The sequence below is a fragment of the Micromonospora sp. C97 genome, assembly GCF_018070385.1.
Lineage (GTDB): Bacteria > Actinomycetota > Actinomycetes > Mycobacteriales > Micromonosporaceae > Micromonospora > Micromonospora parva.
Genome location: NZ_JAGPXU010000027.1, coordinates 48,715 through 72,290 on the forward strand (window position 1 = coordinate 48,715; position 23,576 = coordinate 72,290).

Genomic DNA, 23,576 nt, shown 5'->3' on the forward strand with positions numbered 1-23,576 from the left:
TCTCCTTCGATCAAGCGTGCGATCCTCCAAGCGTCTCATACCCGACGGCATCGCGATCGTGCAGTTCTGCCCGGTTAGCTGCACAAACCTGGGCATAACGGGTGCGCTCAGCGCTGATAGAGGCTCCGCTTGGCGATGTACTGCACCACACCGTCGGGCACCAGATACCAAACCGGCTCACCTCTGGCGACCCGGGCGCGGCAGTCGGTCGACGAGATGGACATCGCGGGCACCTGGATCAGGCTGACGGTGTCCGCCGGAAGGTGCTTGTCGCTCAGCGGGAAGCCGGGCCGGGTCACCCCGATGAAGTGCGCCAGCTCGAAGATCTCGTCCAGGTCCTTCCAGGACAGGATGCGTTGCAGGGCGTCCGCGCCGGTGATGAAGAAGAGCTGCACCTTCGGGCCGTACTCAGCCTGGAGGTCACGCAGCGTGTCGACGGTGTAGGTGGGTCCGCTGCGGTCGATGTCGACCCGGCTGACCTGGAAGCGGGGGTTGGAGGCGGTGGCGATGACGGTCATCAGGTACCGGTCCTCGGCCGGGCTGACCGGCTCGTCGGCCTTCTGCCACGGCTGGCCGGTGGGGACGAAGACCACCTCGTCCAGGCCGAACCGGTCCGCCACCTCGCTGGCCGCGACGAGGTGCCCGTGGTGGATCGGGTCGAAGGTGCCACCCATGATCCCGATCCGCCGGATATCTTCCTCCACCCAGTGATCGTAGGCCGAGCGTGGTTGACGACCGTCCCGGCCCGGCACCGTCGGCCCGTGCGTCGCCGGACATCGGTGCGACAGGGGGTCGCGGCAGCCTGCACGGCGGCGTATATTCGTCGACGAGTAACCGTCGACGAGCGAGGGGGTCGTCGTGCCGAAGCGGCGCAAGGTCGGCAACCTGCTGGCGCTGGCCGTGCTGTCCGCCCTGGTCCAGCGGCCCATGCACCCGTACGAGATCGCCACCGCACTCCGCGCCTGGGGCAAGGACCAGGACATGGAGTTCAAGTGGGGGTCCTTCTACACGGTGATCGGCAACCTGGACAAACACCACCTGATCGAGGCGGTGGAGAGCCTGCGCGAGGGCCGCCGCCCGGAACGCACCGTCTACCGGATCACCGACGCCGGGCGGGCGGAGCTGATCGACTGGGCCCGCGAGCTGGTCTCCACCCCGATGGCGGAGCACCCCCGCTTCCGGGCCGGGCTGTCAGTGCTCGCCGCGTTGCACCCCGACGAGGCCACCGACCTGCTGCGGCAACGGCTCTCCCGGCTGGAGGACGCGATCCGCCAGGACCGCGAAACGCTCGACGCGCACCTGCGGGAGATTCCCCGGCTGTTCCTGGTGGAGTCGGAGTACGACCTCGCCATCCGGGACGCGGAGGCAGCCTGGCTACGGGCCCTGCTCGCCGAGCTGACCTCGGGAAGCTACCCCGGCCTGGACACCTGGCGGGCCTTCCACGAGACCGGCGAGATGCCCGCCGAACTGACCGATCTGGCCGAGAGAACCAGCACCGACAGCCGCGGGGGTGATCCCACCGGCTGAAAGAACGGCCCCGGCGAGGTGCGCCAACACCTCACCGGGGCCCTGACCCCGAACCGACGCCTGGGAAGGCACCCGGCCCGAAGCGGCAACCACGAGGATAACCGGGCTCCCTCCCAGGTCCGCGTGCCCGCGCACCGACCACACCAGGTCCGCGCGTCGGCACCGACCACACCAAGGGAGAGACCATGACCACGATACGAACCGCGACCGTCATCGGCGGTGGCATCGCCGGGCCGGTGACAGCGCTCGCGCTGCGCCGCGCCGGCATCACCGCAACCGTCTACGAGGCGTACCCGAGCACGGCCACCGGCATCGGCGGCACCCTCGCCCTCGCGCCCAACGGGATGGCGGCGCTGCGGACGGTCGGCGTCCACGACGCGGTGACGGCGATCGCCACACCGATCGGACGCAACGCCCTGGCTGTCGGCCGCCGACGCATCGACCTGCCCACCCTGACCGGGGTGCCGCCGCTGCACGTGGTGCACCGGGCCGAGCTTCACCAGGTGCTGCACGATCAGGCGTCCGCTGAGGGCGTGCCGTTCGCGTACGGCAAGCGGCTGGTCGCCGCCGAGCAGACCGGCGACGGCGTGATCGCCCGTTTCGAGGACGGCAGCACCGCCACCGCCGACATCCTCGTCGGCGCGGACGGAATCCGCTCCACAATCCGGGGTCTCATCGACCCGGCCGCGCCCGGACCTCGGTTCACCGGGCTGCTCGGCTTCGAGGCGGTGGCCCGACACGAGGTCGACGCCGAGCCGGGCACGATGACGTTCGCGTTCGGGCGACGGGGCTACTACCTGTACTGGCCGGAGCCCGGCGGCGGCACCCGGTGGGGGGCCAACCTGCCGCAGCAGCGGCCGATGAGCCTGGTCGAGGCCCGGGCGGTGCCGGCGGAGCAGTGGCTGGACACGCTGCGCACCAGCTACGGCGACGACGACCCGGGCCGGGACCTGATGGCGACCAGCAACGCCGCCGACCTCCAGGTGGTCGGGTCGTTGCAGATCATGCCGCCGGTGCCGCACTGGCATCGGGGCCGGATGGTGCTGGTCGGCGACGCGGCGCACGCGCCGTCGAACAGTTCGGGGCAGGGCGCGTCACTGGCCATCGAGAGCGCCGTGCAACTCGCCCGCTGCCTGCGCGACCTGCCGGACGTCGAGGCGGCGTTCGACGCGTACGTGCGGCTGCGTCGTACCCGGGTGGAGAAGGTGGCGGCGCGCGCGGCCCGGATCAACCACGCGAAGGCTCCCGGGGCAGTCGCGCGGACGCTGATGCCGTTGCTGATGCCACTGATGGTGCGCACGGTGCTGGACCCGGAGAAGACCGTCGCCGACGAGCAGCGCTACGTCATCGACTGGGACGCGCCGGTCACTGCGGTACCCGCCCCGCGCTGAGGTTGTGGGCCAGCGGGGTGGCCGGCCGGCCACCCCGCTGGTCAACGTTCAGGCCGAGGCGGCGGCCACCGCCGTCCGGGCGACCAGCGCGCGGCGCAGGCCGTCGGCGTCGACGGCGACCTCGGCGCGCAACGTGTTGACCTGCGGCTGGCGCAACCACAGCTCGGCCCAACCGGACAGCTCCCGCCCGCTGCTGGCGGAGAGGCTGGTGAGCAGGTCGTCGAGGGTGGCGTTGCCGAAGCGGTGCGCCGCGAAGTGAGCGTTCAAACCGGCCAGGAACGCCTCGTCGCCGAGCCACGCGACCAGCTGCCGCAGCACGCTGGCCCCCTTGGCGTACGAGATGCCGTCGAAGTTGAGCAGGCCCTCGTCGGCGTCGGCCACCTCCTGCGGGGCGACCGGGTGGGTGGAGGGGCGCTGGTCGGCTGCATACCCCCAGGCCTTGCGGCGCATGGCGAAGGTGGTCCAGGACTGGTCGAAGCGGGTCGCCTCGGCGGTGACCCGGGTGCCCAGGTATTCGGCGAAGGACTCGTTCAACCACAGGTCGTCCCACCAGCGCATGGTGACCAGGTCACCGAACCACATGTGGGCCATCTCGTGGGCGATGGTGCCGGCCCGCTGCTCGCGCTGGGTGTCGGTGACCGCCGAGCGGAAGATGTAGTCGTCGCGGAAGGTGACGATGCCCGGGTTCTCCATCGCCCCGGCGTTGAACTCGGGCACGAACGCCTGGTCGTACTTGCCGAACGGGTAGCGCTCGGTGAAGAGCTGGTGGAACCGGTCCAGGCACTGCCGGGTGACGGTGAAGATCTCGTCGGCGTCGGCGTCCAGGTGCTCGGCCTGCGACCGGCGGCAGTAGATGCCCAGCGGTACGCCGTCGTGCTCGGCCCGCCGGACGTGGTACGGCCCGGCGATCAACGAGAAGAAGTAGGTGGCCAGGGGCGCGCTCGGGGCGAACTCCCAGCGCCCGGGGGCCGGGTTGGCGGCCAGCTCGGCGTTGCCCGCGACGAGCCACTGCGGCGGCGCGGTGACCGAGAGGGTGAACGGGGCCTTGAGGTCGGGTTGGTCGAAGGCGGCGAAGATGCGCTGCGCGTTGTCGAGGAAGGACATCGCGTAGAGATAGGTCTCGCCGTCGGCCGGGTCGACGAAGCGGTGCATCCCCTCGCCCGCGTTGGAGTACGCCATCTCCGCCTCGACGACGAGCGTGTTCTCCGCGGCCAGGTCACCGATCGGCAGCCGGTTGTCGGTGAGCAGGTCGAGGTCGAGGTCACTGTCGTTGAGGCGTACCCCGAGCAAGTTGGCGGGCTTGACCTCGGCGAAGGTCGCGGCGCCGGCGGTCGCCCGGAACCGGATCTCGACGCGGGAACGGAACACGTCACCGTCACCGGTCAGGTCGAGGTCCACCTGATAGGACTCGACAGTAATCGCCGCGCCACGCGCGGTCGCCTCTACACGGGTCAGGCTCGGCATCCGCTTATCCTGCCCGATGGGGATCGGCACCCGGTCACCAGACGACCCTCGGCACTGGAGGAAAGAACCATGGCGCAGCACCCCAAGGGCGACTTCGACCTCTCTCGGGCGGTCTGGCAGCGGGCCGAGGGGGACACCTCCGACAGCGCCGTTGAGGTCGCGTTCGTCGACGACCTGATCGGCATGCGTAACTCGGCCGAGCCGGACGGGCCGGTGCTGGTCTTCACCCAGGCCGAGTGGGACGCCTTCGTGGCCGGCGCGCAGGACGGCGAGTTCGACCTGGACTGATCGCGCCCGCCGACCCGTCGGTGCTGGATCGCCGTGCCGGTGCCCGTGCTGCGGACACCGGCACGGCCACGCGGGCGGCCGGGTCGACGCCCTCCCGGGTCGACCACCCGGGGCCGCTGGTCAGTCATCGCCGGGGCCGTCGCCGCCGCCCCAGCCGAGGCCACCGGGACCGGGGGCGTGGTGGAAGCCCGGGTGGTCGGCCACGTCGACGCAGCGCTCCCCGTCCGGGCCGACCGCGCCGCAGAACAGCCGCTCGGCGCGCTGCCAAGCGTCGGCCGGTGACAGGGCCGCCGCCCCGAGTGCCACCTCCGAGCGGAGCAGGCTCAACGCCTCGGCGTACGCCACTGCCAGTTCACGCGCCTCGGCCGGGCCGGGCGCGGTGAAGCCCAGGTGCACTGTGAAGAACCGGTGCGGACGGGTGGGCCGCCGTGGTGGCCCGATCAGTGACCGCCCGTCGCGGCCTCCGCCCAGTGCTCCGGCCGCTCGCCGCTGCCGCCAGTGCGGCGATCTGTTGTCACGCATCCGCCCTCCCCGTGGTTGTCCCACCAGCAGCAAACCAGGTTCCGCCGCCCCTGGGAGGGGCCAGCCGCACCGGGGTTCAGCGGCGTCGACCGGGGTAACCGCGGTGGGCGGCGGCGACCAGCCGCGCCCGCGCGTGAGGAGACCCGATGGCGACCATGCCGGCCGACCGCAGCCCGGACAGCACCCTCGCACTGCTGCGCGCCGGTTACCGGTTCGTCAGCGAGCGCTGCGAGCGGTACGGCAGCGACGTCTTCCAGACCCGGATCCTGCTCACCCCGACCATCTGCCTACGAGGCCGGCCGGCGGCGGAGCTGTTCTACGACAACGACCGCTTCCAACGTGACACCGCGATGCCGCTGCGCGTGCAGCGGACCCTGACCGGTCGGGGTGGGGTGCAGGGCCTGGACGGGCCGGAGCACGACGACCGCAAGGCCATGTTCATGTCGATCATGACACCGACCGCGATCCGGCAACTCGGCCAGCTCTTCGACGACGAGTGGCGGACCCGGATCACCGCCTGGGAGGGCGCCGGCCCGGTGTCGCTCTACGACGAGGTGGGCCGGTTGCTGACCCGGGTGGTCTGCGCCTGGGCCGGGGTGCCACTGCCGACGTCGCAGGTCGAACGCCGTGCCACCGAGCTGCACGCCATGATCGAAGCCCCAGCGGCGATCGGCCCCCGGCACTGGCGGGGGCGGCTCGCCCGGTACCGCGCCCAACACTGGCTCACCGACCTCGTCGAACGGACCCGGGTCGGCTCAGCCCCGGCGCCGGCCGGCAGCGCCCTGGCCGTGATCGCCGAACACCGGGACCGAGCCGGCCGCCTCCTCCCCCGCCGGATCGCGGCGGTGGAGCTGCTCAACGTGTTGCGCCCGGTGGTCGCCGTCGACCAGTACATCGCCTTCGCCGCGCTCGCCCTGCACGACCATCCGGCCTGGCGGGAACGGGTCCGCGACGACGACGAGGCCACCGAGCACTTCGTCCAGGAGGTCCGCCGCTACTACCCGTTCTTCCCGCTGGCGGCGGCCCGGGTCCGGCGGCCCTTCGACTGGCAGGGCCATCACTTTCCGAAGGGCCGGCGGGTGCTGCTCGACCTCTACGGCACCAACCACCACCCGGCGATCTGGCCGCAACCTGAGCTGTTTCGTCCGGAGCGGTTCGCCGGCCGCCGGGTGGACCCGTTCGAGCTGATCCCGCAGGGCGGCGGTGATCACTGGGCCGGTCACCGCTGCGCCGGCGAGTGGCTCACCATCGACCTGATGAAGCGGGCGGTCACCAACCTGACCGCCGCCATGCGCTACGACGTGCCGGTCCAGGACCTGGCCCTGGACCTGCACCGGATGCCGGCGCTGCCGCCGCTGGGCCTGACCGTCACCAACGTCCGCCGCGCGCCCGACCTCCGCCCGGCCTGACCCGCCCCACCGGTCACGGTGCCCGGCGAGACGGGTGCCCCCGGCCCGTCAGGGATGCAGCACGCTGCGCAGACAGCCGTCCTCCTTCTTCTCGAACAGCTCGTACCCGTGGACGCCCTCGTCCAGGGAGAGCGGGTGGGTGGCCAGATAGCCGGGCTCGATCTCGCCGGCGGCGAGCCGGTCGAGCAGCATCGGAATGTAGCGCTGCGCGTGCATCTGTCCCATCCGCAGCACCAGGGCCTTGTTCATGGCCGCGCCGAGCGGAAACTTGTCGACCAGGCCGGCGTAGACACCGACGATGCTCACCGTGCCGCCCTTGCGGCAGGCCATGATCGCCTGCCGGACCGAGGTCGGGCGGTCGGTCTGCAACCGGGCCGCCTGCTTCACCCGGTCGTACGCGTAGGTCGGCCCGACGTCGTGCGACTCCATTCCGACGGCCTCGATGCAGGCGTCCGGCCCGCGCCCGGCGGTCAACTCCCGCAGCGCCTCCAACACGTCGGTCTCCGCGTAGTTGATCGTCTCGACCCCGATCCGTTCGGCGGCGGTGGCGAGCCGATCCGGAAACCGGTCGATCATGATGACCCGTTCGGCGCCCAGGAGCTGCGCCGAGCGGGCCGCCATCTGACCGACTCCCCCGGCACCCCAGACGGCCACCACCTCGCCACCGGTCAGCCCGCAGAAGTCCGCCGCCATCCATCCCGTGGGCATCGCGTCGGAGGCGAACACCACCGAGTCGTCCGGCACTCCCTCGGGTACGGCGAATGCGCCGATGTCACCGAACGGCACCCTGATGTACTCGGCGTGCGATCCGGCGTAGCCGCCAGCGGCGTGCGAATACCCCAGGATGCCGGCCGCCGCGTGCCCCCACAGCTTCTCGGTGAACACCGGCTGCGGGTTGGAGTTGTCGCAGAGCGAGTACTGCTCGGTCCGGCAGTACCAACAGCCACCGCAGGCGACCACCGACCCCACCACCACCCGGTCGCCGACCCGGTGCCGCCGTACGCCGGGCCCGGTCTCCACCACCTCGCCCATGAACTCGTGGCCGAGGATGTCCCCCTCCCGCATCGCCGGCAGGTACCCGTTGATCAGGTGCAGGTCGGATCCGCAGACACTGCTGGCCCGGACCCGGACGATGATGTCCCCCTCGGCGCGGATCCGGGGCTCCGGCACGTCCCGGACCGCCAGCTTGCCGACGCCTTCCCAGCAGAGCGCCCTCACGCCCGTCCTCCCGTCATCAACGTCTCCCGCATCCTGTCGGTCCTCTTCTCCTGGGCCCGGCTGCGGCCGGACGGGTCGTCCCGGGTGTCCAACACCTGGCCGCACTCGACCAGCGCCTTCGCCCGCCGCAGCGCGTCCCGCAGCGCCAGGTCCGGTTCGTCGCCGCCGACCAGGCCGACCAACCGGCGCAGCGGGCCGGAGCGGTAGCGCATCTCGGCGCGGATCTCGGTGCCGCGGCCTTGCGGGGCCTCGGCCAGCTCGATCCGCCCCAGCTGCGGCATCGGCCCGTCCTCGACCCGCCAATGCAGCGTGCCCGCCTCCTCGACGGTGATCTCGGCCTGCCACTGCGTCTCACCGGCGGCCCGGTCCCGGGCCACGCACCGCCACCGGCGTTCGTCGAGCTGTCGCAACGTGGCCCAGCCGGCCAGCGCCCGGTCCCGCCGTTCGCGGTCGGCCCAGAAGCCGATCACCTCGTCCCGGGGCCGGTCCACTGTCACTGCGCGACGCACCACGTACCAGCCGTCCTGCCGCTGCGGCTGATGCCGATGCCGGCGGCGGGCCACCGCCCGCCCCACGCCGACCGCCGTCGCCGCGGTGACGCCGAGCAGCGCCCACCTGGTTCCGTTGTTGGTCATCACGTCTCTCTCCTCCACGGAAAACCGGGCATGGACCGCCCTTACGGGCAGCGCTACCCGGGGCCCGGCCGTCGAAACGACCCGGCCGTTTGATCCCCGTGATTGCGGGCAGACTCTGCTCGGCACCGGCCGCGGCCCTGTCCGTCACGGAGTTGTCATGTCCCCGTTCAGCCCCACTGGTGACACCCGGCGCGGTGCGCGTCGGGAGGTCGAACACGAGGGCGCCGGCCCGTCGCCGGTCCGTCTGCCGATGACGTACGTCCTGCCGCTGCGCTGGCACTCCGACAACGGCCTGGCCGAGCTGACCGACTACCTGCGCTGGCTGTCCGACCGGGTCGAGGTGCTCGTGGTCGACGGCTCACCTCCGGACCTCTTCGCCCGGCACGCCGACGCCTGGGCGGGGCTGGTCCGGCACCTCCCGCCCGACGTCACCGGTGCCGGGCTCAACGGAAAAGTGGTCGGCGTACGCACCGGGGTACGCGCGGCGGAGCACGAGCACGTGGTGATCGCCGATGACGACGTCCGGTACGACCAGGCCGGGCTGACCGCCGTGCACCTACTGCTCGACGAGGTCGATCTGGTCCGGCCGCAGAACTACTTCGACCCGCTGCCCTGGCACGCCTGGTGGGACACCGGTCGCACGCTGCTCAACCGGGCGCTCGGGGCGGACTACCCGGGCTCCCTGGCCGTGCGACACAGCACCTTCCTCGGCATGGGCGGGTACGACCCGGACGTGCTCTTCGAGAACCTGGAGCTGATCCGCACCGTGCGCGCGTACGGTGGCACCGAGGCCGCCCCGGCCTGGCTGTACGTCCGCCGACTGCCACCGGACGCCGCGCACTTCCGCGGCCAACGGGTCCGTCAGGCGTACGACGATCTGGCGCAGCCGGCGCGCCTGCTGACCGCGCTCGCGGTCCTTCCGGCACTGGCCGCGGCGGTCGCGGCCCGGCGACCCGGGTTGGTGTTCGGCGCGGCGGCCGGCACTGTCGCGCTCGCCGAGGTCGGTCGCCGTCGAGCGGGCGGTGTCGCGGTCTTCCCCGCGACGACGGCGCTGGCGGCACCGCTCTGGCTGCTGGAGCGTGGCGTGTGCGGCTGGCTCGCGGTCGCCCAGCGGTTCCTGCTCGGCGGCGTCCGGTACGGCGACACCCGCATCCGCCGGGCCGCCCACCCGGTCCGGGCCCTGCGCCCACAGGTGGGTGACCGCCCCTGACAGCACGACAGCTCGCGGTCACCGCAGTGGCCGCGAGCTGTCGCAACGGTGGTCGACCCGGTCAGGGGCTGACCTGGTGCCGGGCCTGCTGGGCCTGGTCCTTGACGTCCTGCGCGGCGGACTTGCTGTCGTCCTTGACCGCGTGCACGGCATCCTGAGCGGTGGACTTCACCGACGCGGCGGCCTGCTGGGCCGGCTCGCGCAGTTCTTCCTTCAGCTCGTTCGCGACCGCGCCCAGCTTCTCCGTCACCGCCCCGCTGTGCTCGCTGACCCGCTCCTTGAGCTGGGTCGCGGCCTGCTGCTCACGACGGGAGGCCGGGATCAGCGACGAGGCCAGCCAGCCGACCCCGAACGCGATCAGACCGGCGGCGAGCGGGTTGCCCTGGGACTTCTGCCGGATCACCCGCGGCGCGCTGTGGGCGGCGTCGCTGACGGTGGCCGCCGCCGAGTGCGCGGCGTCGCTGACGCTGGAGGCCGCCGACGAGGCGTGGTCGCCCACCGAGTGGGCGGCCTGGCCGGTGCCGTGGCCGAGGTCAGACGCAGTTCCCATGACCTTGTCCCTCACATTCTGCAGAGCGGAGCGGGCCCGCTGCTTACGGTCGTCGACGATGCGGCTGGGGCTGACCTTGTACGCCAGCGCATCCACATCGGAGCTGAGGCTGTTGCGGGTGGCTTCGATCTCACGGCGGATCTGATCGGGATCGGTGCTCATCGGGTGACTCCCTCCGGGTGTGGCTTGAGCGCGTCGGGGATCCGCTGCACGCTGTCGTTGGTCTGCTTGAGCCCGCGTACGTGCTGGGCGTTCTTCTTGGCCGCCGAGTAGAGGACGGCGGCGACCACGGCCCAGATCACGGCCACGATCAGCGCGGCCAGACCGGAGTCCATGACGTTGTCCAGGAACTGCCACACGGCGATGGACACGAAGAGAGCCACCATGTAGCCGCCGAAGCCGGCACCGCCGAAGAGGCCCGCGGCCTTGCCGGCCTTCTTGCCCTCCTGGCGGATCTCGGCCTTGGCCAGCTCGACCTCCTGACGCATCAGCGTCGACAGGTCGGTGGTGACCTGACGCATCAGGTCACCGAGCGAGCTGTTCTTCACCTCCGCGTCGGTGTGCGGGGCCCCCGCGGTGGGGTGGTAACCGGAGTCCAGGCCGGACCCCTGCGTCGGCATGCTCATGCCGTCGTCTCCCTTCGGATGACTCGGCGGCTCACGGGCGCGGGTTGCCGCTGGACGGCACGCCCGGCAGCGGGTCGGTCTGGGTCACCGGCGGCAGCGGCTGACCGGTGCCGGAGTGCTCCGGGTGGTCGCCCCGGCCGGGCTCGGCGTAACCACCGGACGCCGGGTCGGCGTAGCCGGCAGCCGTCTGGTCGGCGTAGCCACCGGACGTCGGCGGGGTGTGCGTGCCGGGGGTCGGGTCGAGGTAGCCACCGGCCGGAACGGCGTCCGGCACCGCGCGAGGCGCCGGCGGCGGCGTCGGGATCACCGCGGTCTGCTCCGGGTCGTACGCGCCGGCACCCCGGTAGCCGGCGGAACCGTTGCCGGAGTCGTCACCAGCCGCCGAGATGCCACGGGTCAACCGACCCGCCAGCACACCGAGGACCGCCGCGCCGACCAGGAAGGTGCCCGGGTTGCGCCGCGCGTAGTCGCGGACCTCGGTGACGAGGTCACCGGGCTGGCGCTCCTCGAGCCAGCCGGCCACACCGTGCACCCGGTCGGCGGCCTGGCGGGCCAGCTCGGTCACCGGGCCGGCCTGGCCACCCTGCTCGGCCATCGAGCGCATCTCGTCGGCCAGCGAACGCAGCCCACCGGCCGCCTTGCGCTGCTGCTCACCGGTCTGGCTGGCGAGCTGGTTGCGAGCCTCGCCGTACAGGTTGCGGGCCTGCCGGGCCGCCTCACGGCCCACCTCGGTGCCCTGCTCCTTGGCGGTCTGGGCGACCGCCCCGCCGGCCTGCGCGGCCTCCGACCCGACCTGGCGCGCCTGGTCGCGGACGCCGCCGCCGTTGGTCGAGGGCTGCCCGTACGTGGAGGAGGTCGGTGAAAGATCGTAAGTCATGATTTCCCTTCCGCTCAGCAAGTCGTCGCGGTATGTGCTGGGGGGATGCGGCGCGATGTTGCCGCCGCTGACCATTGACCTACCCTGCGTTTCGGCTTCCATACCTCTTCGTGCATTTCTCTGCGCGGCCCACCGGATGAACTTCAAAATGGAGGATCGTCGGGCTGCGTCACGTCGCCGCTGCGGACAGTGAGGTTCGCGAGGCCGACAGATCCACGGAGGGGGCAGCGATGGCACGAGGCGCACGAGGCGGTCGGGCGGCCGGTCCCCGACCCCGCGTCCAGCTGGCCGCACTGGTCGTGGCCGGGGTCTTCCTGCTGATCGGTGTCCTCGGCTTCATCCCCGGCATCACCACCGACTACGGCGAGCTGAGGTTCGCCGGGCACCACTCGGACGCCCGCCTGCTCGGGCTGTTCCAGGTGTCGATCCTGCACAACGCGGTGCACCTGCTCTTCGGGCTGGCTGGCCTGGTGCTGGCCCGCAGCATCGCCGGCGCCCGCGTGTTCCTGGCCGCCGGCGGCGCGATCTACCTCGCCCTCTGGCTGTACGGCCTGGCCATCGAGGCGGTCAACCCGGAAGGCGGGGCGAACATCCTGCCGGTCAACGACGCCGACAACTGGCTGCACCTCGCGCTCGGCTTCGGGATGCTGGCGCTCGGGCTGCTGCTGTCGAACCAGGCGGGCACCGGTGGACGCCTGGACAGCCCCGCCGAACGGCGCTGACCTGGCGCTCTTTGTTTCGCCGCCAGGCAAACAGGGGTAATCGACCGGCGAAGGAGGTGCGATCATGCCTCGTTGGCTGCGTGACAACGCCCTGGCAGTCGCCATGCTGGGCGCGTTCCTGGTCTTCCTCGTGTTGCAGAGCGTCTTCGGCTGGCAGACCCACAACGAGGAGCTGACCGAGTTCGGGGCCGCACCGCTGAGCTGGCCGGCGTACCTGACCAGCGGGCACTTCGCCGAGGCGGTCTTCGAGAACTGGGAGTCGGAGTTCCTCCAGATGGGCGGCTACGTACTGCTCACCGCGTACCTGGTGCAGCGGGGCTCGGCCGAGTCCAAGCCGGTGGACCAGACCGACCGGCCGGAGGACGACGAGCGCCGCGCGACCCCGCAGTCACCCTGGCCGGTCCGCGTCGGCGGCCTGCCGTTGGTGGTCTACCGGAACAGCCTCTCCATCGCGCTGCTGCTGATCTTCGCCGGTTCCTTCGTCGGTCACCTGCTCGGTGGCACCGCCGCCTACAACCAGGAGCAGGCGCTCCAGAGCGGCGCGCCGCCGATCGGGGTGTGGGAGTTCCTCGGCACCAGCGACTTCTGGTTCCAGTCGATGCAGAACTGGCAGAGCGAGTTCCTCGCTGTGGGCGCGCTGATCCTGCTGAGCATCGTGCTGCGCCAGCACGCCTCGCCGGAGTCGAAGCCGGTGACCGTCGCGCACGCCAGCACCGGCGCCTGAGGGGGCGACGCGGCAGTCAGGCCGCGACCGGCAGCCGCTTGGCGAAACAGACGCTGTACGGGTTGCCCACGTACTCGCCGTAGACCGGGATCTGCTGGTAGCCACACGAGGTGTACAGCGCGATCGCCGCCGGCAGGTAGGTGCCCGTCTCCAGGCAGACCACCGAGTGCCCCTGCCGGAACGCGCACTCCTCCAACGCGGCGAGCAACTGACGACCGATCCCCCGCCCCCGGTACGCGGGCCGGACGTACATCCGCTTGACCTCGCCGGTCTCGGCGTCGAGCGCCTGGAGCCCACCGCAGGCCACCGCCCGACCGTTCACCACCACCGCCAGGTAGCGGACGTCGTCGTGCGGCATGAAGACCTGCCCGTCCAACCCGCCATCGGCCTCGCGCAGCTCACGCTGCTGCGCGGTGACCATGGCGGCGATCTCCGGATCGATGGCAGGCCGGGACTCGATCAGCATCACCCCACGCTAGGACGCGCCGATTTCGCGAAGGTTTCCGGAAATCAACCCCATCACGGAGCGCAACGAACTACTCGGCGTCGTCCTCGTCCTCGTCGTCGGGGTCGTCGGACGCGTCCGCGCCCACCTCGTCCGCCGACCGCACCCGACGAGCCTTGCGGGCCGCGAGCCGATCCGCGGCGGAGGCCCGGTTCGACTTCTCCTCCAGGCGGACGTCGGTGCCCCGGTTGCCGGGTACGAACTCCACGCCGGCGAAGAGCGTCGGCTGCCAGTCGAACTCGCGCACGCCGATCCGGACCAGATCACCGGGCTGCGCGCCGGCCTTGGCCAGCTTGTCCTCCACCCCGAGCCGGGCCAGCCGGTCAGCCAGGTAGCCGACCGCCTCGTCGTTGTCGAAGTTGGTCTGCTTGACCCAGCGTTCCGGGCGGACACCGCGCACGGTGAACGAGCCGTCCGCCTCGGCCGTGATGGTGAAACCGTCGTCGTCCACGGCGATCGGGCGGATCACGATCCGGGTCGGCTCGGCGGGCGGCGCGGCCTTGCGCTCTGCCTCTACCAGCTCGGCCATCGCGTAGGTCAGCTCCTTGAGCCCTTCCCGGGTGGCCGCGGAGACCTCGAACACCCGGTAACCGCGCTCCTCCAGGTCGGGACGCACGATCTCGGCGAGGTCGCGGCCGTCCGGCACGTCGACCTTGTTGACGGCGACCAGCCGGGGGCGGTCGGCCAGGCCGCCGTACTGGCTCAGCTCGGCCTCGATGGCGTCGATGTCGGCCACCGGGTCACGGCCCGGCTCCAACGTCGCCGAGTCGATGACGTGCACCAACACCGCGCAGCGCTCGATGTGCCGCAGGAACTCCAGGCCCAGGCCCTTGCCGGTGGCCGCGCCGGGGATCAGGCCCGGCACGTCAGCGACGGTGAAGGTGTGGTTGTCCATCCGGACCACACCGAGGTTGGGCACCAGGGTGGTGAACGGGTAGTCGGCGATCTTCGGCTTCGCGGCGGAGATCACCGAGATCAGCGACGACTTACCGGCGGACGGGAAGCCCACCAGGCCCACATCGGCGACGCTCTTCAGCTCCAGCACGATGTCGAGTTGGTCGCCGGGCTCCCCCAGCTCGGCGAAGCCGGGCGCCTTGCGCTTGGCGTTGGCCAGCGAGGCGTTGCCGCGCCCGCCGCGCCCGCCGCGCGCGACCTCGAAGGTGGTGCCAGCGCCGACCATGTCGGCCAGCACAGTGCCGTCGGTGGTCTGCACCACGGTGCCGTTGGGCACCTTGAGCACCAGGTTGTGGCCGTTGGCCCCGTCCCGGTTCGAGCCGGCACCGCCCTTGCCGTTGTCGGCCTTGACGTGCGGGTGGAAGTGGAAGTCGAGCAGCGTGGTCACCTGCGGGTCGACCACCAGGGACACGCTGCCGCCGTGTCCGCCGTTGCCGCCGTCCGGCCCGCCGAAGGGCTTGAACTTCTCGCGGTGGATCGAGACACAACCGTGCCCGCCATCGCCGGCCTGCAGATGCAGAACGACCCGGTCAACGAACGTTGCCACGGCGTCAATCCTTCCAGCGAGGTCCACCCCCGCACTTCGCGAAAAAGGCTAAGCGGGCCGGGACCCGGAGGTCCGCGGCCCGCTTAAGCCCGAGAACTACTGCTGCGGAACGATGCTGACGGTCTTGCGACCGCGCTTGGTGCCGAACAGGACCGCACCGGCGGACAGCGCGAACAGCGTGTCGTCGCCGCCACGGCCGACCAGGTCACCGGGGTGGAACTTGGTGCCACGCTGCCGGATGATGATCTCACCGGCGCTGACAACCTGACCACCGAAGCGCTTCACGCCGAGTCGCTGGGCCGCGGAGTCACGACCGTTACGCGAGCTGGACGCACCCTTTTTGTGAGCCATTGGAGGACGACCTACTTCCCGCTGGAGATGCCGGTCACCTTGACCTGGGTCAACGGCTGGCGGTGACCCTGGCGCTTGTGGTAGCCGGTCTTGTTCTTGAACTTGTGGATCCGGATCTTCGGGCCCTTGGTGTGCGCGGCGATTTCGCCGGACACCGCGACCTCGGCAAGCTTTGCCGCGTCGGTCACCAGGTCGTCACCGTCGACGAGGAGCACCGCGGTGAGCTTCACCGCGTCACCGGGGGCACCGGTGAGCTTCTCGACCTCGATCACGTCGCCCTCGGCGACCTTGTACTGCTTGCCGCCGGTCTTGACGATCGCGTACATCGGAGGCGGACTCCCTGTCGTTGAGGCTGCTGGCGGTCGTCCCCGCAGCGGCTCGCCGGGTAGCAGTGCACGGCGGCGCGGGCACACGGGAACTCGGCACACCAAAGGTGGGCCGCAGGCAAGAGTACGCCATTGCCGGCCCGGACCCCAAACCGGCCCGCCCTGGTCAGCGCGCGCAGAGCCGGTCGAGGCGCTGCTGAAGCCGGCCGGGTTCGCCATCGTCGATCGACCCGACGTCGACCCCGCGCGCGCGAACCTCGGCCCGACTCCGGTGAGCAGGGTCGTGAGCTGCGGATCGTCGGCCCACTCCGACCGCCCCCGCCGCACGGTCCGTCAGTCGACCAGCGCCGCCCGGCCCGCCGCCGGGCAGCCCTCGGTCGTACGGCCGTCCCCGGCGCCCACCGCCGCGAGCGGCGGGTCCCGCTCCGGCAGGTCCACACGGCAGCGGGGCCGGCGGGCCGCCTGCGCGGCGGCGCGAACCTGGGTGGTGTCGCCAGCTGACCGCAACGGCAAGGTCCCTCTCCCGGGCACTGTGCCAGGGAGAGGGACCTTGTCAACGCACGTGGCCGGTCAGGTGCTCAGGGGCGGGTCCGCCGACGGGCGCCACCCCGACGCGACCGACGACGGCCGCCACCGCCGTCGGTGCTCTCCTCGTCGCCCTCACCGTCAGCGAGCGCGTCCGGGTCGTCCGCCGCGGCCAGCCGAGCCGACTCGCCCTGTTGGGCGTCGGAGATCGCCGGCGCGGCCGGGGTGTCCGACTCGTAGCGGGACAGGTCGTAGCCCATGGTGTCCTGGTAGTCGGCGTCCGGTTCAGGGCTGGAATCGGTGTCGACGACCTCGACCACGGTCCGCTCGGCCGCCGCCGGGGCGTTCTTGCGGGCCCGCCGGCGGGACGACGTGGCGCCCTGCTCGGCCGCCGGAGCGGGAGCCACCGACGCGGCGACCGCCTTGACCTTCTCTCCCGCACCGGCGGGGCGCGGCTTCTCCGGCACCGGCTCGGTGTGGATGATGACGCCCCGGCCCTTGCAGCACTCGCAGGTCTCGCTGAACGCCTCCAGCAGGCCCGCGCCGATCCGCTTCCGGGTCATCTGCACCAGACCGAGCGAGGTGATCTCGGTGACCTGGTGCTTGGTGCGGTCCCGGCCCAGGCACTCGGTGAGCCGACGCAGCACCAGCTCACGGTTCGACTCCAGCACCATGTCGATGAAGTCGATCACCACGATGCCGCCGATGTCGCGCAGCCGGAGCTGACGGACGATCTCCTCCGCCGCCTCCAGGTTGTTGCGGGTGACGGTCTCCTCCAGGTTGCCCCCGGAGCCGGTGTACTTGCCGGTGTTGACGTCGACGACAGTCATCGCCTCGGTGCGGTCGATCACCAGCGAGCCACCGGAGGGCAGGAAGACCTTGCGGTCCAGGCCCTTGATGATCTGCTCGTCGATCCGGTACTCGGCGAAGACGTCACTCGTGCCGACGTGCCGGCGGACCCGGTCGACCAGGTCAGGAGAAACGTGCGACAGGTACGACTCGACCATGTCGTACGACTGCTCGCCCTCGATCACCAGCTCGCGGAAGTCCTCGTTGAACAGGTCCCGGACCACCCGGATGACCAGGTCGGGCTCCCCGTAGAGCAGCACCGGAGCACCACCCTCGGCGGCCTTGGCCTGGATGTCCTCCCACTGCGCCTGGAGCCGCTTGACGTCACGGGCCAGCTCGTCCTCGGTGGCGCCCTCGGCGGCCGTCCGGACGATCACGCCCGCGCCGTCCGGGACCAGCTTCTTGAGCACGTCCCGCAGCCGCTTACGCTCGTTGTCCGGCAGCTTGCGGCTGATCCCGGAGGCGTTGCCGTTGGGTACGTAGACCAGGTGCCGACCCGAGAGCGCGATGTGGCTGGTCAGCCGTGCGCCCTTGTGCCCGATCGGGTCCTTGGTGACCTGGACCAGCACCGAGTCGCCGGAGCGCAGCGCCTGCTCGATCGAGCGGGCCCGCCCCTCCAGCCCGGAGGTGTCCCAGTTGACCTCACCGGCGTACAGCACCGCGTTGCGGCCCCGGCCGACGTCGACGAACGCGGCCTCCATGCTCGGCAGCACGTTCTGCACCTTGCCGAGGTACACGTTGCCGGCCATGGTCGCGGAAGAGTTGCGGGTGACGTAGTGCTCGACCAGCACCCCGTCCTCCAGAACGGCGATCTGGGTACGGTCACCGCGCTGGCGGACCGCCATCACCCGGTCGACGGCCTCCCGGCGCGCCAGGAACTCCGACTCGCTGAGGATCGGCGGGCGGGTACGGCGCTGCTCCCGGCCGTCGCGGCGGCGCTGGCGCTTGGCCTCCAGCCGGGTCGAGCCGGACACACCCTGCACCTCGTCGACGGTGCGGCGCGGCTCGCGGATCTTCACCACGGTGGGCACGCCGTCGTCCGCGGCGCCCTCGGTGTCACCGGCGCCACGACGGCGGCGACGACGGCGACGACGGGTCAGGCCGTCCCCGCCCTCGGACTCCTCGTCCTCGTCACCCTCGGTCTCGGCCTCGGCGGTCTCTTCCTCGTCGGTCTGTGCCGCCTCCTCGGACTCCTCGTCCTCGGCGTCGTCGGCCCCGCCCTTGCCCCGGCCGCGACCCCGACGACCACGCCGGCGGCGACGGCGCGCGGCGGCGCTGTCCTCGTCGTCCTCATCCGCCTCGGTGGCCTCGTCGGCCTCCTCGGTCGGCTCCTCTTCGGCCTCGATCGCCTCGATCGGCTCCACCGGCTCGACCTCGCGGCGGCCACGTCGACGGCGACGGGACGGCTCGGCGGCTTCCTCGACGGCCGGCTCCTCGGCCGCCGCGGCGGGCTCCACCGGTCGGGTCACCGGCACCGCGTCCGGCTGGGGTGCCATGAACAGCACTGTGGGCGCGGAGAGCGCAGCCCGGCGACGACGGGTACGCGGCTGCTCCGGCTCGATCTCGGCGGGCTCGTTCGGCTCGTCCGTCACACCGGACACGGCCACGCCCGGTGCCACGTCGCCGGAGCGCTCCTGCGGGCCACTGCTCCAGGCCAGCTCGGCGGCGGACGTGCTCGGGAGGGCCGGGGAGTCGGTCAACTCGGCCTCGGCCTCGCGCAGGTCGGACTCCGCCGGCTCCTCGACGACGGCCGGCTCCTCGACGACCGGCTCTTCGACGGCCGGCTCCTCGACGGCGGCGGCCGGCTGCTCGGTGGCGGGCGGCTCCTCGACGGCGGCGGGCGTGGCCTTCTTGCGCCGGGTACGGGTCACCTTGACCGGCGGAACCACCTCGGCCGAGGCCGCCTCCGCGGAGGCGGCGACCAGCGGCTCCTCAGCGGTCGTCTCGACGGCGGTGGCCTTGCGGCGACGCCGGGGGGTCTTCGGAGCGACGTCCTGGTCGCCGGAGATCGGTGCGAAGACCTCCGCCTGCGGTGCTTCGGCACTGCCGGCACCACCGGTGGACGCCTCGACCGGGGCGTCGGTCTGCTCCGGCTGGTTGAGCGGGGCGGCCCGGCGACGGGTCGCCCGGGTGCGCCGCACCGGCGCGGCCGGCTCGGCGGCCTCGGGAGCGCTCTGGGCGCCGGCTGGTTCCACCGAGGCCGAACCGACCTCGGTGGTGGGGGGCGCGACAGCGGCGCCGTCGGCAGTGCTGCTCTGGTCGGCGGTCTCGCCGGCCGGCTGTGAACCGGTCCGTTCGCCGCCCTCGGGCTCGTTCTCGAGCATGGACGTTCTCCAGTTCTGGCTACCCCGGGCGCGGGTGAGCGCTGCCACGCAGGGTCGCCGCAAAAGTGTTTCCGCCGGGCGCGCGTGGTGCGCGACCGCCGAAGTCTGCCTGCCAGAGCACGGACCGTCGGTCAGTGCCCAACGATGGCTGCCCCGTCGCGGTCCGCATCCAACGGATCCACGATCGCACCCTGCGCGGTCAACGTGCCCTGAGCCAGCCGGGTCACCCTCGGCGAAACCGGCGGCTCCAGGTCGGCCACCACGCGGAGGCCGGAAAGGACGTCATCGGGCCGTACGGACGGGGTGACCTGCCGCACGACCAGTTCGAGTATCGCACACGGTACGGCCGGTGCCCCGGAAGGCGTCGGCGTAGGCAGTTGGACATCGATCGATATCACGGCGGCGCGGGCGTCGAAAGTACGTCGCCCCTGCTTGGTCATCCGCTCGACCAGCACCTCCTCGGCCGCGACGAAGGCGTCCACGGCGGCGCGCAGCACCGCCGGGTCAACCTCGGGCAACTCGATGTACCAGCGCGACGCCTCGATCCGCTCCGGCAGGTTGCCGCCCTCGGCGATCACAGCGTCCAGGACGTCCAGCCCCGGCGAGAGCGCGGCGTCCAACGCGGCGCGCAGCGCCTCCGGGTCGACAGCGGCCTGCAGGGCGATCTCCAGGTACTCCGCCTCGCTGGCCACCCCGGTGGGCGCGGCGCTGGCGTAGGAGATCTTCGGGTGCGGGTGGAAACCCTGCGAGAAGGCGACCGGCACGGCGGCCCGGCGTAGCGCGCGCTCGAACGCCCGGGCGAAGTCCCGGTGCGAGGTGAATCGCAGCGGCCCGCGCTTGGCGTACCGGATGCGGACGCGCTGGACGACCGGTGCCTGGCCGCCCTCGGGTTGAGGCTTCTTGGCGATCGTGGGCTCCTCGGGTGTACCTGCGTGTCCGCCCATCCTGGCGCAGAGCCCGTGGCGGTACGCAGCCGGGGCAGCCGAATGGCCCCGGCAGACGGGTGCAAACCGGTCAGCAGGGGCGCGACCACCCGGTGCGAATGCCGATGGCCGGCCGGTGACCCGGAGGTCACCAGCCGGCCATCACGATCGGGACCGGTTACCGCTCTGTCGGCGGGACCGGCGGTGGCCCGCCCGGCGGGCCGTAACCGGACGGCGGGCCGTAGCCGGGAGGAGGTGCGTAGCCGGAGGGCTGGCCGTGGCCGGGTGGCGGCGGGTAGCCGGGAGGAGGTGCGTAGCCGGGTGGCGGGGCGTAGTACGCGTCCGGCGACGGAGGTGCGCCAGGGGTCACCCGGTCGAGCACCTCGTCCGGGATCTGGGCTGCTCGGGCCGCCTCCCGCCGGTAGCGCCGCCGGTTCCAGATGAGGAACACCGCCAGCCCCAGCAGCAACACCAGCACCACGGCGATGCCGATGCCCACCACCATCACCTGCTGGTCGGTCGGACCACCGCGGTCACCGTGCTGGGTGACGTCGAACTCCTCGTCCGCACCCCCGGTACGGGCCGGGCCGCCGGTGCCGGCCGGGTCCGGATCGGTCGCGGCGGCCGGACCGAGCAGCGGGTTGCTGGTGACCGGCGGCACGTTGGCGGTCAGCGCCTTCATCGGGTCGATCACCCCGAAGCCGTACTGCGGATCCCGTCCGGACGGGCCGGCGTCCCGGGCGGTCCGGATGATCCGGTTGATCACGCTCGGAGCGCTGAGGTCCGGGTACTTTGCCCGGATCAGCGCGGCCAGGCCGGAGACGATCGCGCTGGAATCGGAGGTCCCGTCGCCCCAGCCGTAGCCCGCCTCGTTGGTGATGTTGTAGACGCTGTCGCCCGGAGCGGCGACCACCGCCTCCGGCCCCCGGACGGAGCCGGACCAGAACTTGCCACCCTTTGTCGTCCCGGTCACGGCGATCACGCCCGGGGTATTCGCCGGGCTGCTCACTGTGTTTCTGCCGTTCTTGATGTTGCCGGCGGAGCCGACCACGACGACGTCATGGTCCAGCGCGTACTTGATCGCGCTCGCCTCTTGAGGGCTGGCCATGCCCGGGCCACCGAAGGACATGTTGATCACCTTGGCGCCGCCGTCGACGGCCATCCGGATGCCGAGGGCGACCGCGGCCTCGCTGTTGCTCCCGGTGCCCTTGCGCAGCTTGATGGGCAGGACCTTCGCGCCGGGAGCGATGCCGTCCACACCGTCGGAGCCACCCTTCGCCGCGATGATGCCGGCGATGTGCGTGCCGTGCCCGTCCTCGTCGGCCCGGCCGTCGCCGGCCGCGCCGTAGCTGCGACCACCCGCAAGCACCTGGCCACGCAGGTCGGGGTGGCTGGCCTCGACGCCACTGTCGAGCACGGCCACGACCACGCCCCGCCCGGTCGAGACCTTGTGCACCTGGTCGATCCGCAGCTCGTCCAGATACCACTGCTCGGCCCGCCGGGGCGCGGCGGCCGCCGGCTGGGCGACCCCCGCCACCAGGAACCCCGCCAGCAGACAGGCGACTACCGGCCGGAGGCTTCCGACGTTCACCCTCATCCGTCCATCCTCACCGAAGGACGCCCGGGGACGCCCCGTCACCGGGGCCCCACGGATCGTCGTCCTCAGTCAACCACGACGAGTGCTCGGAGCCGCCGCCACCGCCGTGTCCGGCGCCGCCCGCGCCGCCCATCATGCCGCCGCCCATCATTCCGGCGCCGCCGATGCCCGCACCACGCGCGCCGCTCGCCATCCCGGCACCACCAGGGCCAGCGGCAGCGGCAGCGCGCAGCGCGTTCGCGGCGCTCGTCATCGGCGGCAGCTTTCCGTTGCCGCCACCCACCATGCCGGGGATGCCGCCCACGCCGATGCCACCGCCCGCGCCGATGCCACCACCGGCACCGATCCCGCCGGCCGACCCGACGCCGGCACCGCCGCCACCGAACCCGCCGCCGGCGCCACCGAGGCCGGCGCTGCCGACCCCGCCGCCACCGATGCCACCGCCCAGGCCGCTGACGCCGCTCGGACTGGCGCCGGCCAGACCGCTGCTGTAGCCAGCGTCGCTGCCCGGGTAGCTGGAACCGGTCGACGGGGAGGTGAGCTGACCGGTGCCGCCGGTGGGTGAGCCCTCGCCGATCCCGCCCGGCGTGGTCGGGGAGAACGGGCCGACGGTGGACGTCGGGCCGCCCGTTTCGCCGATGCCCGGCGGCCTGCTGCCGATGGTGGGGCCACCACCGATATCGGGCTTCCCGCTGAAATCCCCACCACCGATGTCGGGTCGCCCGGTTGGCGGAATCCGGGTGTCACGCCTGATGTCGTTCTCGTCGTCACGCGGAGGATCACCGATGCCTGTCGGCGGGACCACTGTCAGCTTGGGACGCTCCGTGTAGACCGCCTGGGGCAGCGGCGCCATCGCGGTGTTCGCCGCCTGCTGGTTGTCCCGGTACCAGTTGTCCAGGTGGGACTTGGTGTCCCACCAGCCGCCCCGCTTCTGGTCACCGGCCTGACCGTCGACCTTCATCGTCGCTTCCAGGTCGTCGGCCTTGTCCCGGAACGCGCCGTCGGCGTACGAGGCGGGATTGTTCTGGTAGTCCTGACGCAGGGCGGCGAGGAACCCCGACGAACTCTCGCCGTCGCGGGCGTCGTCGAGCTCGGTGCCGTTGGGCAGGCTCCACTCGTTGAAGCCGAAGTCGTCCATCAGCGGGATCGGGATCGTGGAGACCGACTTGCGGATGTCGCCCTCGATCCGCGTCAACGCGCCACTGACGTTCGTCGCGTCGGTGATCAGATCCTCGATCTGCTTGCCGATCTTGCCCAGGTGCTCGCGGTACGCGTCGCCACCGCTGCCCTTCCAACCGGCGAGCATCCCGGGCAGACCGCCGACGTTGGGGCGTTCCTGACCTGTCGCGACCGGGCCGACGAACGACCGACCGACGAGCGCGTCGCGCAGCTGTTGCAGGCCGCTGGAGAGATTGCTCCAGCCCGCTCCGACCGAACCGACCGTTTCCGGGTCCGCGGAGAGCGTCACCTCGCGGACGCACCGCTCCCAGGTTCCTCCAGCCATGACGTCCC

General features: G+C 71.9%; 23 protein-coding genes and 1 pseudogene. 7 read left to right on the forward strand and 17 right to left on the reverse strand.

The window, feature by feature from the left end; genetic code table 11:
• Positions 1-107 precede the first annotated feature (107 nt).
• Positions 108-704: a nicotinate-nucleotide adenylyltransferase gene (nadD, locus tag KBX26_RS26360; RefSeq protein ID WP_030336528.1), complete on the reverse strand. Its 597-nt coding sequence runs from the start codon at positions 702-704 to the stop codon at positions 108-110.
• Positions 705-858: 154 nt separating this feature from the next.
• Between nadD and KBX26_RS26365 the strand changes: the two genes are divergently transcribed.
• Together KBX26_RS26365 and KBX26_RS26370 are read left to right on the forward strand one after the other, a co-directional pair.
• Entirely contained in the window at positions 859-1,527 is a 669-nt protein-coding gene (locus tag KBX26_RS26365; protein ID WP_030336530.1) for a PadR family transcriptional regulator, read from the forward strand.
• Positions 1,528-1,712: 185 nt separating this feature from the next.
• On the forward strand, positions 1,713-2,918 hold the full coding sequence (locus KBX26_RS26370) for an FAD-dependent monooxygenase (protein WP_210866636.1): 1,206 nt from the start codon (positions 1,713-1,715) through the stop codon (positions 2,916-2,918).
• Between the two features lie 99 nt (positions 2,919-3,017).
• Here KBX26_RS26370 and pepN read toward each other — a convergent pair.
• Positions 3,018-4,382: pseudogene (pepN, locus tag KBX26_RS26375) on the reverse strand (aminopeptidase N); the annotation flags it as partial.
• A gap of 69 nt (positions 4,383-4,451) precedes the next feature.
• Between pepN and KBX26_RS26380 the strand changes: the two are divergent.
• On the forward strand, positions 4,452-4,670 hold the full coding sequence (locus KBX26_RS26380; protein WP_030336536.1) for a DUF397 domain-containing protein: 219 nt from the start codon (positions 4,452-4,454) through the stop codon (positions 4,668-4,670).
• Positions 4,671-4,790: 120 nt separating this feature from the next.
• Here the strand turns inward: KBX26_RS26380 and KBX26_RS26385 are convergent, their stop codons facing one another.
• The gene (locus KBX26_RS26385) at positions 4,791-5,192 is read right to left on the reverse strand and encodes a hypothetical protein (RefSeq protein ID WP_030336538.1); all 402 of its coding nucleotides are present in this window, start codon (positions 5,190-5,192) and stop codon (positions 4,791-4,793) included.
• A 146-nt stretch (positions 5,193-5,338) separates the two neighbouring features.
• Here KBX26_RS26385 and KBX26_RS26390 point away from each other — a divergent pair, with 146 nt between their 5' ends.
• Positions 5,339-6,601 carry a cytochrome P450 gene (locus tag KBX26_RS26390; protein WP_210866637.1) on the forward strand — a complete coding sequence of 421 codons (1,263 nt, stop codon included), beginning with the start codon at positions 5,339-5,341 and terminating at the stop codon, positions 6,599-6,601.
• Between the two features lie 48 nt (positions 6,602-6,649).
• Here KBX26_RS26390 and KBX26_RS26395 read toward each other — a convergent pair whose 3' ends face one another.
• A complete protein-coding gene (locus KBX26_RS26395; protein WP_030336542.1) occupies positions 6,650-7,819 on the reverse strand; it encodes a zinc-dependent alcohol dehydrogenase in 1,170 nt (389 codons plus the stop codon).
• The gene (locus KBX26_RS26400; protein WP_030336544.1) at positions 7,816-8,454 is read right to left on the reverse strand and encodes a cyclase; all 639 of its coding nucleotides are present in this window, start codon (positions 8,452-8,454) and stop codon (positions 7,816-7,818) included. Before KBX26_RS26400 ends, KBX26_RS26395 begins: the two co-directional genes overlap by 4 nt.
• Before the next feature lie 157 nt (positions 8,455-8,611).
• Between KBX26_RS26400 and KBX26_RS26405 the strand changes: the two genes are divergently transcribed.
• Entirely contained in the window at positions 8,612-9,664 is a 1,053-nt protein-coding gene (locus tag KBX26_RS26405) for a glycosyltransferase family 2 protein (RefSeq protein WP_209444606.1), read from the forward strand.
• 61 nt (positions 9,665-9,725) lie between these two features.
• Here the strand turns inward: KBX26_RS26405 and KBX26_RS26410 are convergent, their stop codons facing one another.
• The 3 genes from KBX26_RS26410 to KBX26_RS26420 are packed head-to-tail and all read right to left on the reverse strand — an operon-like array spanning position 9,726 to position 11,717.
• A complete protein-coding gene (locus tag KBX26_RS26410; protein WP_030336548.1) occupies positions 9,726-10,376 on the reverse strand; it encodes a DUF3618 domain-containing protein in 651 nt (216 codons plus the stop codon).
• Complete coding sequence (locus KBX26_RS26415; protein WP_030336550.1) at positions 10,373-10,840, reverse strand: phage holin family protein; 468 nt, start codon at positions 10,838-10,840, stop codon at positions 10,373-10,375. The genes KBX26_RS26410 and KBX26_RS26415 overlap by 4 nt, the downstream gene beginning before the upstream one ends.
• 31 nt (positions 10,841-10,871) lie before the next feature.
• Entirely contained in the window at positions 10,872-11,717 is an 846-nt protein-coding gene (locus tag KBX26_RS26420; protein WP_030336552.1) for a hypothetical protein, read from the reverse strand.
• 230 nt (positions 11,718-11,947) lie between these two features.
• On the opposite strand from KBX26_RS26420, the gene KBX26_RS26425 reads away from it, so the two are divergent.
• Both KBX26_RS26425 and KBX26_RS26430 read left to right on the forward strand, forming a co-directional pair.
• The gene (locus KBX26_RS26425) at positions 11,948-12,439 is read left to right on the forward strand and encodes a DUF4383 domain-containing protein (RefSeq protein ID WP_030336554.1); all 492 of its coding nucleotides are present in this window, start codon (positions 11,948-11,950) and stop codon (positions 12,437-12,439) included.
• A 64-nt stretch (positions 12,440-12,503) separates the two neighbouring features.
• Complete coding sequence (locus KBX26_RS26430; RefSeq protein WP_030336555.1) at positions 12,504-13,163, forward strand: DUF6766 family protein; 660 nt, start codon at positions 12,504-12,506, stop codon at positions 13,161-13,163.
• A gap of 16 nt (positions 13,164-13,179) precedes the next feature.
• Here KBX26_RS26430 and KBX26_RS26435 read toward each other — a convergent pair whose 3' ends face one another.
• The 9 genes from KBX26_RS26435 to KBX26_RS26475 all read right to left on the reverse strand — a co-directional run bounded on the left by KBX26_RS26435 (position 13,180) and on the right by KBX26_RS26475 (position 23,568).
• The gene (locus tag KBX26_RS26435) at positions 13,180-13,629 is read right to left on the reverse strand and encodes a GNAT family N-acetyltransferase (RefSeq protein ID WP_030336557.1); all 450 of its coding nucleotides are present in this window, start codon (positions 13,627-13,629) and stop codon (positions 13,180-13,182) included.
• Between the two features lie 70 nt (positions 13,630-13,699).
• Positions 13,700-15,169: a GTPase ObgE gene (gene obgE, locus KBX26_RS26440; protein ID WP_030336558.1), complete on the reverse strand. Its 1,470-nt coding sequence runs from the start codon at positions 15,167-15,169 to the stop codon at positions 13,700-13,702.
• 96 nt (positions 15,170-15,265) lie between these two features.
• On the reverse strand, positions 15,266-15,520 hold the full coding sequence (gene rpmA / locus KBX26_RS26445) for a 50S ribosomal protein L27 (protein ID WP_007464062.1): 255 nt from the start codon (positions 15,518-15,520) through the stop codon (positions 15,266-15,268).
• An 11-nt stretch (positions 15,521-15,531) separates the two neighbouring features.
• Positions 15,532-15,846 carry a 50S ribosomal protein L21 gene (rplU, locus tag KBX26_RS26450; protein ID WP_007464063.1) on the reverse strand — a complete coding sequence of 105 codons (315 nt, stop codon included), beginning with the start codon at positions 15,844-15,846 and terminating at the stop codon, positions 15,532-15,534.
• 333 nt (positions 15,847-16,179) lie between these two features.
• Positions 16,180-16,353 (reverse strand): hypothetical protein, encoded by a 174-nt coding sequence (locus tag KBX26_RS26455; protein WP_210866638.1) that lies wholly within the window; start codon positions 16,351-16,353, stop codon positions 16,180-16,182.
• A gap of 71 nt (positions 16,354-16,424) precedes the next feature.
• A complete protein-coding gene (locus KBX26_RS26460; RefSeq protein ID WP_210858161.1) occupies positions 16,425-19,544 on the reverse strand; it encodes an Rne/Rng family ribonuclease in 3,120 nt (1,039 codons plus the stop codon).
• 131 nt (positions 19,545-19,675) lie between these two features.
• Positions 19,676-20,488, reverse strand: coding sequence for a TIGR03936 family radical SAM-associated protein (locus KBX26_RS26465; protein ID WP_081884033.1), 813 nt, complete (start codon positions 20,486-20,488; stop codon positions 19,676-19,678).
• A gap of 157 nt (positions 20,489-20,645) precedes the next feature.
• On the reverse strand, positions 20,646-22,064 hold the full coding sequence (gene mycP / locus KBX26_RS26470) for a type VII secretion-associated serine protease mycosin (RefSeq protein ID WP_210866639.1): 1,419 nt from the start codon (positions 22,062-22,064) through the stop codon (positions 20,646-20,648).
• Positions 22,065-22,074: 10 nt separating this feature from the next.
• Positions 22,075-23,568 carry a WXG100 family type VII secretion target gene (locus tag KBX26_RS26475; protein ID WP_030336565.1) on the reverse strand — a complete coding sequence of 498 codons (1,494 nt, stop codon included), beginning with the start codon at positions 23,566-23,568 and terminating at the stop codon, positions 22,075-22,077.
• Between the last annotated feature and the right edge of the window lie 8 nt (positions 23,569-23,576).

What these genes read in the sequence shown, in the direction of transcription:
- KBX26_RS26370 (WP_210866636.1), top strand. Translation starts at nt 1,713, where the DNA reads ATGACCACGATACGAACCGCGACCGTCATCGGCGGTGGCATCGCCGGG.
- KBX26_RS26380 (WP_030336536.1), top strand. Translation starts at nt 4,452, where the DNA reads ATGGCGCAGCACCCCAAGGGCGACTTCGACCTCTCTCGGGCGGTCTGG.
- KBX26_RS26385 (WP_030336538.1), bottom strand. Translation starts at nt 5,192, where the DNA reads ATGCGTGACAACAGATCGCCGCACTGGCGGCAGCGGCGAGCGGCCGGA.
- KBX26_RS26390 (WP_210866637.1), top strand. Translation starts at nt 5,339, where the DNA reads ATGGCGACCATGCCGGCCGACCGCAGCCCGGACAGCACCCTCGCACTG.
- KBX26_RS26400 (WP_030336544.1), bottom strand. Translation starts at nt 8,454, where the DNA reads ATGACCAACAACGGAACCAGGTGGGCGCTGCTCGGCGTCACCGCGGCG.
- KBX26_RS26405 (WP_209444606.1), top strand. Translation starts at nt 8,612, where the DNA reads ATGTCCCCGTTCAGCCCCACTGGTGACACCCGGCGCGGTGCGCGTCGG.
- KBX26_RS26410 (WP_030336548.1), bottom strand. Translation starts at nt 10,376, where the DNA reads ATGAGCACCGATCCCGATCAGATCCGCCGTGAGATCGAAGCCACCCGC.
- KBX26_RS26415 (WP_030336550.1), bottom strand. Translation starts at nt 10,840, where the DNA reads ATGAGCATGCCGACGCAGGGGTCCGGCCTGGACTCCGGTTACCACCCC.
- KBX26_RS26420 (WP_030336552.1), bottom strand. Translation starts at nt 11,717, where the DNA reads ATGACTTACGATCTTTCACCGACCTCCTCCACGTACGGGCAGCCCTCG.
- KBX26_RS26425 (WP_030336554.1), top strand. Translation starts at nt 11,948, where the DNA reads ATGGCACGAGGCGCACGAGGCGGTCGGGCGGCCGGTCCCCGACCCCGC.
- KBX26_RS26430 (WP_030336555.1), top strand. Translation starts at nt 12,504, where the DNA reads ATGCCTCGTTGGCTGCGTGACAACGCCCTGGCAGTCGCCATGCTGGGC.
- KBX26_RS26435 (WP_030336557.1), bottom strand. Translation starts at nt 13,629, where the DNA reads ATGCTGATCGAGTCCCGGCCTGCCATCGATCCGGAGATCGCCGCCATG.
- rpmA (WP_007464062.1), bottom strand. Translation starts at nt 15,520, where the DNA reads ATGGCTCACAAAAAGGGTGCGTCCAGCTCGCGTAACGGTCGTGACTCC.
- rplU (WP_007464063.1), bottom strand. Translation starts at nt 15,846, where the DNA reads ATGTACGCGATCGTCAAGACCGGCGGCAAGCAGTACAAGGTCGCCGAG.
- KBX26_RS26460 (WP_210858161.1), bottom strand. Translation starts at nt 19,544, where the DNA reads ATGCTCGAGAACGAGCCCGAGGGCGGCGAACGGACCGGTTCACAGCCG.
- KBX26_RS26465 (WP_081884033.1), bottom strand. Translation starts at nt 20,488, where the DNA reads ATGGGCGGACACGCAGGTACACCCGAGGAGCCCACGATCGCCAAGAAG.
- mycP (WP_210866639.1), bottom strand. Translation starts at nt 22,064, where the DNA reads ATGAGGGTGAACGTCGGAAGCCTCCGGCCGGTAGTCGCCTGTCTGCTG.
- KBX26_RS26475 (WP_030336565.1), bottom strand. Translation starts at nt 23,568, where the DNA reads ATGGCTGGAGGAACCTGGGAGCGGTGCGTCCGCGAGGTGACGCTCTCC.